The sequence below is a fragment of the Kitasatospora purpeofusca genome (assembly GCF_000718025.1).
Classification (GTDB): Bacteria; Actinomycetota; Actinomycetes; order Streptomycetales; family Streptomycetaceae; genus Kitasatospora; species Kitasatospora purpeofusca.
Map to the genome: position 1 here is coordinate 16,721 of NZ_JODS01000018.1, position 12,596 is coordinate 29,316.

Annotated in this window: 16 protein-coding genes; 11 read left to right on the forward strand and 5 right to left on the reverse strand. The window is 74.8% G+C overall.

Going from position 1 to position 12,596, the window contains the following annotated elements; all coding sequences use genetic code 11:
• Window positions 1–9: 9 nt before the first annotated feature.
• The 3 genes from IF01_RS0123880 to IF01_RS0123890 all read left to right on the forward strand — a co-directional run bounded on the left by IF01_RS0123880 (window position 10) and on the right by IF01_RS0123890 (window position 2,586).
• Window positions 10–1,413 (forward strand): hypothetical protein, encoded by a 1,404-nt coding sequence (locus IF01_RS0123880; RefSeq protein WP_244215609.1) that lies wholly within the window; start codon window positions 10–12, stop codon window positions 1,411–1,413.
• The gene (locus IF01_RS0123885; RefSeq protein ID WP_030395570.1) at window positions 1,410–1,982 is read left to right on the forward strand and encodes a hypothetical protein; all 573 of its coding nucleotides are present in this window, start codon (window positions 1,410–1,412) and stop codon (window positions 1,980–1,982) included. Before IF01_RS0123880 ends, IF01_RS0123885 begins: the two co-directional genes overlap by 4 nt.
• Before the next feature lie 64 nt (window positions 1,983–2,046).
• Window positions 2,047–2,586, forward strand: a complete 540-nt coding sequence (locus tag IF01_RS0123890; RefSeq protein WP_030395571.1) for a GNAT family N-acetyltransferase — start codon at window positions 2,047–2,049, stop codon at window positions 2,584–2,586.
• A 131-nt stretch (window positions 2,587–2,717) separates the two neighbouring features.
• On the opposite strand, the gene IF01_RS0123895 is transcribed toward IF01_RS0123890, so the two are convergent.
• Entirely contained in the window at window positions 2,718–3,596 is an 879-nt protein-coding gene (locus IF01_RS0123895) for an NAD-dependent epimerase/dehydratase family protein (protein ID WP_030395572.1), read from the reverse strand.
• 135 nt (window positions 3,597–3,731) lie between these two features.
• Here IF01_RS0123895 and IF01_RS0123900 point away from each other — a divergent pair, with 135 nt between their 5' ends.
• The gene (locus tag IF01_RS0123900) at window positions 3,732–4,265 is read left to right on the forward strand and encodes a MarR family winged helix-turn-helix transcriptional regulator (protein WP_030395573.1); all 534 of its coding nucleotides are present in this window, start codon (window positions 3,732–3,734) and stop codon (window positions 4,263–4,265) included.
• Window positions 4,266–4,372: 107 nt separating this feature from the next.
• Entirely contained in the window at window positions 4,373–5,248 is an 876-nt protein-coding gene (locus tag IF01_RS0123905; protein ID WP_030395574.1) for a MerR family transcriptional regulator, read from the forward strand.
• A gap of 13 nt (window positions 5,249–5,261) precedes the next feature.
• Here the strand turns inward: IF01_RS0123905 and IF01_RS0123910 are convergent, their stop codons facing one another.
• Entirely contained in the window at window positions 5,262–5,879 is a 618-nt protein-coding gene (locus tag IF01_RS0123910) for a hypothetical protein (RefSeq protein WP_051756086.1), read from the reverse strand.
• Between the two features lie 80 nt (window positions 5,880–5,959).
• Between IF01_RS0123910 and IF01_RS0123915 the strand changes: the two genes are divergently transcribed.
• Entirely contained in the window at window positions 5,960–6,502 is a 543-nt protein-coding gene (locus IF01_RS0123915) for an MOSC domain-containing protein (protein WP_030395576.1), read from the forward strand.
• Between the two features lie 16 nt (window positions 6,503–6,518).
• Here IF01_RS0123915 and IF01_RS0123920 read toward each other — a convergent pair whose 3' ends face one another.
• Window positions 6,519–7,010, reverse strand: coding sequence for a hypothetical protein (locus IF01_RS0123920; RefSeq protein ID WP_157855332.1), 492 nt, complete (start codon window positions 7,008–7,010; stop codon window positions 6,519–6,521).
• Between the two features lie 184 nt (window positions 7,011–7,194).
• On the opposite strand from IF01_RS0123920, the gene IF01_RS0123925 reads away from it, so the two are divergent.
• Window positions 7,195–7,896: a hypothetical protein gene (locus IF01_RS0123925; protein WP_149030363.1), complete on the forward strand. Its 702-nt coding sequence runs from the start codon at window positions 7,195–7,197 to the stop codon at window positions 7,894–7,896.
• A gap of 57 nt (window positions 7,897–7,953) precedes the next feature.
• Here IF01_RS0123925 and IF01_RS0123930 read toward each other — a convergent pair whose 3' ends face one another.
• Window positions 7,954–8,715: a TioE family transcriptional regulator gene (locus tag IF01_RS0123930; RefSeq protein ID WP_030395579.1), complete on the reverse strand. Its 762-nt coding sequence runs from the start codon at window positions 8,713–8,715 to the stop codon at window positions 7,954–7,956.
• Window positions 8,716–8,842: 127 nt separating this feature from the next.
• Here IF01_RS0123930 and IF01_RS0123935 point away from each other — a divergent pair, with 127 nt between their 5' ends.
• The 4 genes from IF01_RS0123935 (at window position 8,843) to IF01_RS48470 (ending at window position 11,559) form a co-directional block, all read left to right on the forward strand.
• Window positions 8,843–9,043: a hypothetical protein gene (locus IF01_RS0123935; protein WP_157855333.1), complete on the forward strand. Its 201-nt coding sequence runs from the start codon at window positions 8,843–8,845 to the stop codon at window positions 9,041–9,043.
• 85 nt (window positions 9,044–9,128) lie between these two features.
• Window positions 9,129–9,929: a siderophore-interacting protein gene (locus tag IF01_RS0123940; protein WP_341845499.1), complete on the forward strand. Its 801-nt coding sequence runs from the start codon at window positions 9,129–9,131 to the stop codon at window positions 9,927–9,929.
• A 98-nt stretch (window positions 9,930–10,027) separates the two neighbouring features.
• Complete coding sequence (locus IF01_RS0123945; protein ID WP_030395582.1) at window positions 10,028–11,239, forward strand: outer membrane protein assembly factor BamB family protein; 1,212 nt, start codon at window positions 10,028–10,030, stop codon at window positions 11,237–11,239.
• Window positions 11,240–11,406: 167 nt separating this feature from the next.
• Complete coding sequence (locus tag IF01_RS48470; protein ID WP_157855334.1) at window positions 11,407–11,559, forward strand: hypothetical protein; 153 nt, start codon at window positions 11,407–11,409, stop codon at window positions 11,557–11,559.
• Between the two features lie 132 nt (window positions 11,560–11,691).
• Here IF01_RS48470 and IF01_RS0123955 read toward each other — a convergent pair whose 3' ends face one another.
• Complete coding sequence (locus tag IF01_RS0123955; RefSeq protein ID WP_037780955.1) at window positions 11,692–12,546, reverse strand: alpha/beta fold hydrolase; 855 nt, start codon at window positions 12,544–12,546, stop codon at window positions 11,692–11,694.
• Window positions 12,547–12,596 lie beyond the last annotated feature (50 nt).

The following is a 12,596-nucleotide window of genomic DNA, read 5'->3' on the forward strand; positions in this document are numbered from 1 at the left end:
TCCCGCCCCGTGAGCCTGCCCTTTGCGCCCTCCGCCCTCCGCCTCCTGCGCACCGAACTGCGCCGCTCCGTCGCCCCGTGGGCCGGCGCGGTGGTCCTGGCGGCCGCCCTCGCGTTCCTGACCCTCGCCCCCGGGCCGTGGTCGGCGGGCACCACCCGGTGGACGGCGCAGTGGACCTCGATGGCCCTGTGGACCCGTCACCTACTGGTCTTCCTGTGGCCGCTCGCCCTCGGGCTCGGCGCACTCCAGGGGCTGCGCGACCACCGCTCGCGGACCGCCGAACTGCTGGCCTGCACCCCGCGGCCGGCCCGGCAGCGGGCGCTCGCCCAGGCCGGCCCGATCGTCCTCGCGCTCGTCACCGGCTACGGGCTGCTGCTCCTCGTCGGCGGGGTGCGGGTACTCACCGGCGACACCCGGTTCACCCCGGCGGGCTGGCTGCCGATCTCGCTGGTCGGGGCGCTCGCGCTGGCCGCCGGGGCGGTGCTGGGCCTGGGCGTCGCCCGGGTCCTGCCCTCCGTACTCACCCCGCCCGCGCTGGCCGTCGGCGCCTTCCTGCTCACCAGCCTGCTGCGGCCGACCACGGACGCCGCGATCCCGACCTCCGCCGTGTCCAACCGGCTCTCCCTGCTGTCACCGGTCACGGCGCCCGTCCGCGACACGCTGCTCACCGTCGCCGTCCCGGTCCACCTCGGGCAGGTCCTGTGGCTGCTCGGTGCGGCCGCGACCGGCCTGGCGCTGCTCGCCGCCGCCACCCCGCGCGCCCGGCTGCTCGCCCTCGCCCCGCTGCTGGCGGGCGGCGCGCTCGCCCTGGCGGTGCTCCCGGCCGACCCGAGGGACACCTATGTGGTCGACCGGGCGGCGGCCGCGCCGGTGTGCGACGGACCGGTCTGTGTGACGGCGCTGCGGCAGTCCCGGCTGGACGAGTTGGCCGGTCCCGGCCGGGAGGCCCTGCGCCTGCTGCACGCCGCCCTCGGCGACCGGGCACCCGGCACCGTCCGTGAGACCGTGGAGTCGCACGCGCTCGGCGAGCGGCCGGAACGCTCGGCGGACGCGGTGCTGGTCGACTTCGACGATCCGGTGTTCGCCGCCGCCACCGGCGACCGGCTGACCAGGGCCCTGGTCGCGCAGGGCATCGCCCCGAACTGCCGCCCGCGCAGCGAGGTGGAGAGCGGCACCCTGGACGACGCCGCCGCCCAGAGCGTCGCCGCGGCCTGGGTGTTCGGCGACCTCCGCCCGCTCGACGGGACGATGCACCGGACGAGCGACCAGAACGACCTGGCCGGGCCGGTCTGGGAGCGGTTCCGCGCCCTGCCGGAGGCGGAGCAGCGGCGCCGGATGGCCGCGCTGCACGAGGCCGCGGTCGGTTGCGCGGACGATGTGCTCGCCACGCTGACGGGGGTGCCGACCCGATGAGGTGGCTGACGCTGTACGCGCGCTCGCGGCAGGTGCCGGCCGCGCTGGCCGCCGTGCTGGCCGGGGCCGTGGCGGTGTCCGTGCTCGGCCGGGCCGTGGGCGGGGCGGACGACCCGCGACTGTCGGTGCTGGTCCTGGCGGCCGGGGCGACGGCGCTCGCCGTCGGTCTGGCCGGGCCCGACCTCGCGCTGGACCGCACGGCCGCGGTCCGCTGGCCGCCCCGGCGGGCGGCGCACCTGCTGGGCGGCGCTTTGCTCGCGGCCGGCGTGCTGCTGGCGGCGCGGGCGGGCGTCGGCCTGTCGACCGACCTCACCCTCGTCGTCCGGGACAGCGCCGGGCTGACCGGGCTGGCCGCGCTCGGCGCGGCCTGGTGCGGGCGGTCCTGCGCGTGGCTGCCGCCGTTCGCGGCGCTCGCGCTCGCATTCGTCCTGCCGCCCGGGCCCGGCACCCTCGCCCAGGTGCTGACCTGGCCGATGCTGCCGCCCGGTACTCCGGTCGCCACCTGGGCCGCGCTGGTGGCGGCCGCCGTCGGCACCGCTGTGTACGCGCTGGGCGGGCCGAGGCGCTGACCGGGCGCTGCGGGCCGAGGAAACCGGGTTGCCCTCCGGCGGAAGATCACATTGGGTGGGCGCCATGACCGATCTGCACACCGACCGTCTCCTGCTCCGCCGCTGGCAGGAGTCCGACCTCGAACCCTGGGCGGCGATGAACGCCGACCCCGAGGTCCGGCAGCACCTGGGCGAGCCTCTCAGCAGGGAGCGGAGCGACGAGTCCGTGGCGCGCTTCGAGGCCGCCTTCGAGCGGCGCGGCTACGGCTGGTGGGCCGTCGAGGTCCGGGAGACGGGCGAGTTCATCGGTTTCGCCGGACTGGACGACATCGACTACGAGGCGCCGTTCACCGGCGTGGAGATCGGTTGGCGGCTCGCCCGTTCCGCCTGGGGCCACGGCTACGCCACCGAGGCCGCCCGCGCCGTGCTCGCGTTCGGCTTCGACACCCTGGAGCTCCCCGAGATCCTGGCCGTCACCACCGCGACCAACCTCCGCTCCCAGGCGGTGATGACCCGCCTGGGCATGACCCGCGACCCGGCCGGTGACTTCGACGACCTCGACGCCCCCGAGGGGCCGCTGCGCCCCAATGTCCTCTTCCGGCTGGCCCGGCCCGCCACGTCCTGACCGGCCCGCCCCGACGTCGTCCTCCGGATGCCCGTCACGTCCTGACCGGCCCACCACGTCCTGACCGGCCCGCCGGTCGGTGACCGGCGGGCCGTGACGGCGCGTCCCCGCGGCGCCGTCGGTAGGAGCCGTCAGTACGAGCCCGACTCCAGCTCTGCCACCGCGCCCGGCCGGTCCGGCTTCCAGCCGAGCGCGGTGCGGGCGGCGGCTCCGCTGACGCTCTGGTCGAGGGCGAGCGCGTCCGCGAACAGCGGGCCGAAGACCTCGGCGGCCTGCGCGGCCGGCACGGCCTTCGGGTCGCCGCTGACACCGGCCACCCGGCCGGCGGCCCGGGCGATCTCCCGCACCGGGACGGCCGACTCGCCCACACCGTGCCAGACGCTGCCGGCCTCGGCCCGCTCGACCGCCGCCAGGAACAGTTCGGCGAGGTCGTCGACGTGCACGGTCGGCCAGCGCACGCCCTCCTCGCCGTAGTACTCGGGCGCACCCTGGGTGCGGGCCCGGTCGACCAGGATCGCCGGGATGCCGCCGCCCCGGCCGTACACGATGCCGGGCCGGACGACGACCGCGCGCACGCCCTCGGCGGCCTCGTCCAGCACCCGCCGCTCGATCCGCGGGCGGTAGCCGACGATGTCGATCGGGTTCGTCGGGGCCTCCTCGCCGACCTCCTGGGCCGCCCCGGTGGCGCCGAGCACCCAGACGCCGCTGGTGTAGACGAAGGAGCGGCCGGTGCCGCGCAGCGGAGCGGCGAGTGCCTCGACGACGGCGGTGTCGACCTCGGCGTCGCCGCTCGGCGGGGCGAGGTGGATCACGGCCTCGATGTCGGGCGTCACCGCGCCGGCCAGCGAGGCCGGGTCGGCGGTGTCGCCGACCAGCTGGCCGTGCCAGCCGCGAGCGGGCTGCGGCTCCGCGCTGCGGGTGAGCGCCACGACCTGGTGGCCGGCGGCGGTGAGGTGCTCGGTGACGGCGGAGCCGATGTAGCCGGTGGCACCCGTGAGCAGGACCTTCATGACCATCCCCCTGTACTGGACACGCCTCGTCGGACACGCCCTGTCGAACATGTCGAACATTTCGATGTCGAAACTATAGGGAGACATGATCCGCGATGTCAAACACTTCCATGTCGAAATGTTAGACTCCGGCGCATGACGGACACGACGGAACAGCAGCCGCAGCACGACGGCGTCGACCGCATCACCGCGCAGTGGCAGGCGGTCCGCCCCGACCTCGACGCCTCGCCCATGGCCGTGATCGGCCGCCTCTCCCGCGCCTCCCGGCTGCTGGAACGCGGGATCAAGGAGAACCTCGCCGCGCACGGCGTCGAGCCCTGGGAGTTCGACGTCCTGGCCACCCTGCTCCGCTCCGGCCCGCCGAACGTCCTCACCGCCGGCGAACTCAGCGCCGCCGCGATGGTCAGCTCCGCGGCGCTCACCAACCGCATCGACCACCTCGTGGAAAAGGGCCTGGTGGACCGGGCCGTCGACCCCGCCCACCGCCGCCGGGTGCTGATCTCCCTCACCGACGCCGGCCGGGAGCTGACCAACCGTCTCGTCGAGCACCACCTCGCCGGGGAGGAACGCCAGCTCGCCGGGCTCACCACCGCCGAACGCGACCAGCTCACGGGCCTGCTCCGCCGCGTCCTGCTCACCCTCGGCGACCACGCCGACGGCACCCCCTGAACGCCGGATCGCCGTCGCTGCCGTCGCGGTTGTCGCCGTCGCCGTCGCCGTCGCCGTCGTCGGAGGGGCTTGACTCTCGGGTGGCACGAGACGGCACAGTCGGGGCCGTGGACAGGAGAAACCTGCTGCCGATCGGGCAGTTCTCGCAGGCCAGCGGCCTCTCGGTGACCGCGCTCCGGCACTACGACGCCAGTGGCGTGCTGCTGCCGGCGTTCGTCGACCCGGTGAGCGGCTACCGGTACTTCCGGCGCGACCAGGTGCGTACGGCGCAGTCCATCAGGGCGCTGCGGCAACTGGACATCCCCGTCGAGGAGGTGGGCCGGCTGCTCGGCGGCGGCGAGGAGGAGCTCGCCGCCGCGCTGCGGGCGCGGCTGCTGGCCGCCGAACGGCGGTTGCAGGTGCAGCGCTCCGTCGTGCACGGCCTGTTGGACCGACTCACCGAAGGAGCAGGGATGACCCACCGCGTCACCGTCCGCCAGGGCGCCGCCGAACGGATCCTCGTCCGCGGGGCGACCGTGGACAACTCGGGGCTCGACGCCTTCCTCCGCACCGCCTACCAGGAGATGTACCAGGCCGCCGGCCGCGGCCCGCTCACCTTCAGCGGGCCCGCGTTCGTCCGCTTCCACGGGGTGTGCGACGACGAGAACGCGACGCTCGTCGAGGCCTGCCTGCCGTTCCGGCCGGACGGCGCGCAGCCCGCGGACCTGCCCGAGGGCATGACCGTGCGCGACCTGCCCGCGAACACCCTCGCCTGCCTGGAGGTCGAGGGCGAGGCCGCCGCCTTCCCGCGGATCCTCGGCGGGTACGACGCCGTCGCCGACTGGATCACGGGGCACGGCTTCGCCTTCGCGGGGCCGGTCCGGCTGGTCCACCGGCGCTGGACCGGGACGCCGGACCACCCGGACAACCGCCTGGAGATCGCCTGGCCCTTCGACGAGCCCGCCGACGAGCCCGCCGACGGGTCCGCCGGAGAGTCCCGTTGAACCGCAGCCCTGTTCAGTCCTGCCACAGGAACAGCAGCGTGTCGACGTCGAGCTCCGTCCACTCGCCGAAGTAGCGGGCCAGGAGGCCGGGAACCAGTGCCCCGCCGCTTCGCAAGTCGATCCAGTGGAAGCCGGCCTCGGTGAAGGCCACCCGGTAGCGGTCGTCCCAGTCGTCGCCGTTCACGAACAGCCCGAGCTGCGACACGTACAACTTGCCCGGGTGGTCGGGGTCGTCGCGGTCGTTGTCGTGGACGATGACGTCGTAGTTGCCCCCGCCCCCGTCGTGGTAGAGCCCGCACGGCATCGGCGCCCACGGGTTCACCCCGAGCTCGGCCAGCACCGCCCACGCCCGGCCGAGCCGCTCGGCGGAGTCGACGGGCGGGGGCGGCTCGGTGAACAGCGCCTCCACCCGCCAGCGCGGATCGCTGCGCTCGCCGCAGACCGGCACGTACGCGTGCACGATCGCTGCCCTGACCTCCTCCGCCAGCCTGGGCACCTCCACCCGGGGGCGTCCCAACCGCTCGTACAGGACGCGCAGTTCGTCGAGGTCGCCCAGGTCGAGCGCGGCCCGCAGCCGCGCCTCGACCGAACGCGCGACGCCGTCCTGCGGTCGGTCCGTGAAACCGGTCATCGCCCCTGCCCCTCCGGGTAGTCGACTCGCGGGTCTACGCTGGACGGGGATCTTGCCCCCGCACAGGAGGATGCACACACATGAGCGGAACGGTCACGGCGGTCAGCAGCAGCGGCGAGTACACCTTCACCAAACCGAACCGGGCGAGCATCACCCTGATCGCCGGCCTCGGCGTGGCGGGCGACGTGCACTCGGGGGTGACCGTCAAGCACCGCTCCCGCGTCGCGCAGGACCCGACGCAGCCGAACCTGCGGCAAGTCCACCTCATCCACGAGGAGTTGTTCGCCGAGGTGGCCGAGCAGGGCTTCCCGGTCGCGCCCGGCGAACTGGGCGAGAACGTCACCACCCGCGGCATCGACCTGCTCGGCCTGCCGGTCGGCACCCTGCTGCGGATCGGCCCCGAGGCCGTCGTCGAGGTCACCGGCCTGCGCAACCCGTGCCTCCAGATCGACGCGTTCCAGGACGGCCTGCTCAAGCAGGTCGTCGGCCGCGACGAGGAGGGCAACATCGTCCGCCGGGCCGGGATCATGGGCGTGGTCCGCACCGGCGGCACGATCCACCCCGGCGACCCCATCAAGGCCGAGCTGCCCCCGGGCCCGCACCGCCCGCTCGACCGCGTCTGAGCGGACCTGCGGGTGGTCAGCCCTGCCGCCCGGAGTGCCGGGGCCGGTTCCGGCTCAGGTCGCGGGCGTGCAGCAGCGCCGCACGGGCCAGGTCCGCGGTCCGCGCCTCACCGTCGGCGCCGTCGAGGCCGGGTACCGCGGGCGGCACGGACCGCCACTCGCCGTCGGTCAACGGCGGTACCGGGGGGCCGGGTTCGATGTCCTCCGGCAGCGCGGGCAGCCGCACCAGCAGCCCGCGCACACCGACCGCGACGGCCGCCGCCACCCCCTCGAAGGCGAGCACCGGCACCCCGTAGGCCCCCTCCAGCGGATGCCCCGGCACCAACGAGGCCAGCCACTCGCAGTTGTCCGGGTGCGTGCGCAACTGCCAGGCCCCCAGGGCATGGTCCGTCGGCCCGCTCGCCGGCGTCGCCCGTTCCCGGAAGTGCGCGAGCAGGGTGCGGTTCTCGGGCAGTTCGGGCAATGGTCGAACCGGAGCGGGCCCCGGTCCGAGTCTTCGCTTCGCCATACGGCCGACCCTAACGACCGACCCGCCCCCGCGCACCGTCGCCCGCCCCCGAGGCGGACCGCACTGTCGCCGTCCGGCGGGCCCTGTCCTCATCATCCGTCAACTCACGCTGTCCCATGGGCCCGTACCGGTGTCGGAGCTGTCGCCCCGGGGTGCTGACGGAGGACGGGGCTAACCTGACGCCGTGACGAATCGAAACCGAACCTTCCGTACCGGCGCGACTGCCCTTGTGGCCGCGGGCCTGGTTCTCCTCACCGGGTGCGGCGGCGGTGACAGCAGCAGTGACAGCAAGGCGAAGCAGGTCGGCTGGTACCGCACGGTCGGTGACCTCTGCGCGGTGGTGGGCGATCCCGGCCTGCCGGGGGAGTTGAGGAGCTCCATACCGGTGACGAGCGCGGGGATCGCGAGCGACCCGTCCAAGACGCTCAGCTGCAGCTACGACGGCGGTCCGGCCACGGAGGACTGGCGGGTGAGCATCGACGCGACGGTCTTCGAGGCGGCCCGCGGCTGCCACTGGCTGGAGGTCTCGGCGGAGAACGCCAGGTCGCCGATCGGCGGGCCCAAGCCGACGGAGACGCGGAAGTTCGAGAGGACCGACGGCGGTGGGCTCGGCCAGGAGGGGTACCAAGTGTCGGTCCGGCACCCGCTCACCGACACCATTCCCGGGCCGGTCGACCGGCTGAGCTTCACCTCGGCGTTCTGCGACGGGAATCTGCGCCTGGCGGTCGAGGTCGACTACGGCGCCGGCTCGGGGATGTCCGCGGACTACCCGGGCGCGCTCGACAAGGCGGAGGAGGCGTCGCGGAAGAAGGCCGCCGAACTGCTCGCACGGGCGCGGGAGAAGCTGTACGAGCGGGCGATGAGCCCCCAGCCGACGGCTTCGTGACGCGCGGGCGCCCCGGCCGGGGCGCCCGGTAGTCGGGGCTCGGGGGGGTCGAGCCGTTCACCCCCGGCCGTCGTGGGCTGCCGCCGTCAGGTACGTGTTCAGGTGGGCGGCCGCGCTCAGCATGGCCAGGCCGCGGGCGGTGAGCCGTTCCTGCCAGTCGGCCAGTGCGGCGGCGAGGGCGCTGGTGCCGCCCGCGGTGCGGATCTGGCCGACGACGGCCGCGATGTGCGGGAGGCGGTAGCCGCCGCGGCGCAGCAGGTGGGCGAGTTCGGCGTCGCGGACGTCGCCCGGGTGGAAGAGGCGGTGGCCGGTCGCGCGGTCGCGGGCGGGGAGCAGGATGCCGGCGGCCTCCCAGGTGCGCAGGGTGGCCGGGGTGAGCCGGAGGCGGTGGGCGACCTCGCCGATGCTGAGCGGGAAGGGGCCGGTATCGCCCCCGGTGTCACTCCCGGTGCCCTCCTCGGGCGCGGAGTCGTCGGCCGCGGCGTCGGCCCCGGCCAGGTGCTCCACGGCCCCGCGCACCGAGGCGAGGGTCTCCCGGTCGCGGAGCAGTTGGGCGTGGCCGTGGTCGAGCGCGGTCAGGGCGTCGTCGGTCCGGTCCGCGTGGACGGCGTTCATGACGGCCCCGGCGGTCGCGTGCCCGTAGGCGCGGACGAGGGCGAGGAAGGTGCGCAGCGCCGCCGCGTGCAAGTCGGTGTAGATCCGGTACCCGGTCGGCGTCCGCTCGGCGGGCGGCAGGAAGCCGTCCTGCTCGTAGTTGCGGACGGCCTGCGCGGAGAGGCCGTGCTCGCGTCCCAGGTCGACGGGTCGCAGTCTCTTCATCGGTTCTGATGGCACTTTGAAACTTTACAGTCGATTCCTCGGGCCGAGAGCAGCAAAGTTTCAACGGGCACATCAAAGATACGCTTGAGGTGGTGAGGGCAGGGAGCGGCGAGGGGGAGTGGCGGAGATGACCTGGAACGGCGCCGACCGCATCGTGGCCGCGCTGGTCGGCGGCGAGGACTACCTCTTCGTCGCGGGGGGTCGCGGCCGCCCGGCCGCGCCGGCGGCGCGCTCCTGCGCGCCGACGGCGCCCCCGCGCTCCTCGACGGCGCCGCGTCACTCCAGCGAACCCGCGCGGACGGACGGGGGCGAACGACCTCTGGGGTAGGTTAGCCTTACCTAAATTGAGGTGAGAGGAGACGGCCCTGACCAGCACCACCGCCCCCGCGCGGTTCCTGCTCTTCCCGCTCGAGGTGGTCCGGACCGCCAGGATCACCCGGCACATGGCCCGCATCACCCTGAGCGGCCCCAGCCTCGCCGGGTTCGTCAACGGCGGCCTCGACCAGCGGGTGAAACTCCTGCTGCCGCTCCCCGGACAGAGCGAACCCCTGATGCCGGAGGGCGAGGACGACTTCGCCTGGTACCAGCACTGGCGCACGATGGATCCGGCCGTCCGCCCGGTGCTGCGCACCTACACCGTCCGCGCCCAGCGCCACGACCCCGACGAGGTCGACATCGACATCGCCGTCAACGGCGACCACGGCCCCGGCTCCCGCTGGGCCGAGACGGCGGCGCCCGGTGACCGGGTGGTCGTCTGCGGGCCGGCGGTCGAGGAGGCCGGCGGCGTCGAGTTCCACCTGCCCGACGGGGCCGACTGGGTGCTGCTGGCGGGGGACGAGTCCACCCTGCCCGCCGTGGCCGCGATCCTCGACGAACTGCCCGCCGACCTGCCGGTCCGGGTGTTCGCCGAGGTCGAGGGACCGACGGAGCACGCCTACCTCCCCGCCGACCGGCCCGGCACCACCATCACCTGGCTGCACCGCGGCACGCCGGGCACCCCCGCCCTCCCCGCCGCCGTCCGCGCCGCCGAACTGCCCTCCGGCACGCCGTACGCGTGGATCGCGGGCGAGGCGGCGGCCGTCCGCGAACTCCGCCGCCACCTGGTCGGCGAGCGCGGCTACCACCGGCGCGCCGTCTGCTTCATGGGCTACTGGCGCCTCGGCACCACCGAGGACCAGCGCGCCGACGAGCCGGCGGAGACGGACACCGACTGACACCCCGGTACCCGGCGCCGGGCGCCCGGCGGGCCTCGGCCTTCCGGGCGGTTTGCCCGAAAGGGCCGTCCTTCGCCCGCGCCGGAACCGTCCGGTCGGTGCACGAAGTCCTCTACGGGGTGACCTCCGACGTGACCCCCGACATGCACCCGACCGAGCCCGCAGCCCCCGCCGGCGCTCCCCGGCCCGCGATCCACCGCCGCCGCCTGCTGCTCAGTACCGTGGGCGGCCTCGGCGCGCTCGCGGTCCCGGCCGGCGTCCGGTGGTGGGCGGACCGGGTGCCCGTACGCGGACCGCGGATCTGGAGCACGGCCGCCACCGGCGGGCGGATGGTCCTGCCCGCCGGTCCGCGCGAGAGCCTGTACGTGTCGGGGTACGACGGCACCGTCCGGGCCCACGACACACGCACCGGCACCGTCCGCTGGACCCGGGCGGTGCCCGCGGCCGACGCCTACGACCCTCCGGGCGGTTGGCCGCTCGCCGCCGGGAACGGCACGGTCTGCGTGAACTCCGCGACCGGCGTCCGGGCCCTCGACGCGGCTTCGGGACAGGTGCGTTGGGAGGTCGCGGTCCCCGACTGGCGGGACCTGTCGGCGGAACAGGGCATCGTGGTGGCCGGCGACCGCGTCCTGACGGGGTACGGGAACGCGCTGCGCTGCCACGACCTGGCCACCGGCGAGGTCCGCTGGAGCACCGCGGCGAACGTCTCGCCGGTGCCGCTCGTGGCCGGCGACACGGTGTACGTACCCGGCCGGACGGGCGGACTGTTCGCCTTCGACGTGCAGAGCGGTGAGCGGCGCTGGGCGCAGGAGGCCGTCGGCACGGTCGACTTCGCGCCGACCGTGCACCGGGGCACCCTTCACACGGTGTGCAACGACCCCGCGACCGGAGGTTCGACCGTGCACGCCCTGGACGCGGCCTCGGGCCGACCGCTGTGGCGGCGGGCGCAGCGCCACAGCCTGGGCGAACTCGCGGTGGCCGACGGGACGGTGTGCCTGCTGAGTGGCACCGCCCTGACCGCCCTGGACGCGGGCACGGGCGACACCCGCTGGACCGCCACCGTCCCCATGGGCCTCGGCCGGGGCATGAGTTCGGCGGCAGCGGCGGGCGGCACGGTCTACGTCGGGACGAACGACGACCGCCTCTTCGCCCACGACCTCGCCACCGGCCGGCTCCACTGGCGCGACGAACCGGACCGCCTCACCGCCGACACCGCGTACACCCGCATCGCCCTGGCCGCCGTCGGCCCCGCCGTCTTCCGGGCCGGCCGCACCGGAATCCAGGCCCTCGGCACCCTCCCGGCGGCCTGACGGCGCGGCCCGCGCACAGGGTCGATTCGCCTGTGCGGCGAAGAGCTTGCCGCTCCGCTCCGGCCGGTGGTTCTCTGGCGGAGTCAACTCCCGCCACCGGGGCGGGAAGTGAACGGGGGAGACTGCATATGCCGGACATGACCGGAGGGTTCGCCAAAATGGCCGCCGTGAGCGTTGTCGTGGCAGGTGCCGCGTTCGGTCTCGCGACGCCGTCGCACGCTGCCGAGCGGGAGGCCCCGGCGCCCGTCGCCCACGAACTCGCCCAGGACGCCGCCGCCACCCACCCGGTGCCGGACCGGGCGAACCAGGGCCACTACTGATCAGGGGGCGACGGCCCTGCGCCACGCGGCGCAGGGCCGTCGCCCGTCCGAGGCCGATCCCACGCATGCGGCCAACTCACCTGAACGGCCGTGCGGTTGCCGGGCATGCGTGACCACTGCCCGGATCGACCGCTACCGGGCGGACGACTCCAGGAAGAAGTCCGCCAGAGCCGGGGCCACGGCGGCGGGATTCGTCTCGGGCCCGAAGTGGTCCAGTCGGGGGAGGAGCAGCAGCCGGGAGCCGGGCAGGACCTCGTGCACGGCGGTGGCCGCACGTCCCGCCCCGGTGCTCCGGGCCTCCTTGCCCGCCATCAGCAGTACGGGCCGGTCGAGCCGCCCGTACTCGCGGAAGGTGTTGTCCCGGGCGGCGATCTCGGCGTGTTCGCGGATCGCCGCGGCCAGCAGGGCGTGCTTCTGCAGCCGCTCGGGCTTCTTGAGGGCGAGCGGGAGGATCAGCCGCAACAGCCAGCGCGGCGCCTTGCCGCTGGTCCCGGGGTTGACGCCGCGGACGAAGGTCAGGAACGCCTCGGCGGGCTTCCCGGCGTCGAGTTCGCGGCGGCACCGCTCGGCCCAGTCGAAGGGGATGGAGCCGTCGACGGACACACCGGGCTCGTAGACGGCGATCCGCTCGAAGGCGGAGCCGGCCAGCGCGGCCTCCAGGGTCAGGAAGCCGCCGAAGCTGTGGCCGAACACGAACCGCGCCCCGGTGGCCGCGCGGACGGCCTCGATGTCCGCGCACTCGGCGGCCGCGCTGTACGTGTCACCCTGCGGGCCGCTCGTACCGCGCCCCCGCCGCTCGACGGTGTGCACCGTGAAGCGGTCCGCCAACTCCGCCGCCAGTCCGTCGAAGTCGGCCGCGAGCGCGAACGCCCCGGGCACCAGCAGGAGCCCCGGCCCGGAGCCGGTGCTGCGGTAGCCGACGGTGGTGCCGTCGGCGGAACGCACCGATCCGACCGTGGTGCCCGGTGTTGTGACGTGCGTGGTCATTCTGTCTCCCCCTGTTGGAACGATCACCTGGCCCGTGCACAGTACGCGGC

Bases quoted from the DNA above. Each gene is read 5' to 3' on its own strand.
- IF01_RS0123895 (WP_030395572.1), bottom strand. From the start codon at position 3,596: ATGAAGGTCCTGCTCACGGGTGCCACCGGCTACATCGGCTCCGCCGTC.
- IF01_RS0123890 (WP_030395571.1), top strand. From the start codon at position 2,047: ATGACCGATCTGCACACCGACCGTCTCCTGCTCCGCCGCTGGCAGGAG.
- IF01_RS0123955 (WP_037780955.1), bottom strand. From the start codon at position 12,546: ATGACCACGCACGTCACAACACCGGGCACCACGGTCGGATCGGTGCGT.
- IF01_RS0123915 (WP_030395576.1), top strand. From the start codon at position 5,960: ATGAGCGGAACGGTCACGGCGGTCAGCAGCAGCGGCGAGTACACCTTC.
- IF01_RS0123930 (WP_030395579.1), bottom strand. From the start codon at position 8,715: ATGAAGAGACTGCGACCCGTCGACCTGGGACGCGAGCACGGCCTCTCC.
- IF01_RS0123920 (WP_157855332.1), bottom strand. From the start codon at position 7,010: ATGGCGAAGCGAAGACTCGGACCGGGGCCCGCTCCGGTTCGACCATTG.
- IF01_RS0123910 (WP_051756086.1), bottom strand. From the start codon at position 5,879: ATGACCGGTTTCACGGACCGACCGCAGGACGGCGTCGCGCGTTCGGTC.
- IF01_RS0123935 (WP_157855333.1), top strand. From the start codon at position 8,843: ATGACCTGGAACGGCGCCGACCGCATCGTGGCCGCGCTGGTCGGCGGC.
- IF01_RS0123900 (WP_030395573.1), top strand. From the start codon at position 3,732: ATGACGGACACGACGGAACAGCAGCCGCAGCACGACGGCGTCGACCGC.
- IF01_RS0123885 (WP_030395570.1), top strand. From the start codon at position 1,410: ATGAGGTGGCTGACGCTGTACGCGCGCTCGCGGCAGGTGCCGGCCGCG.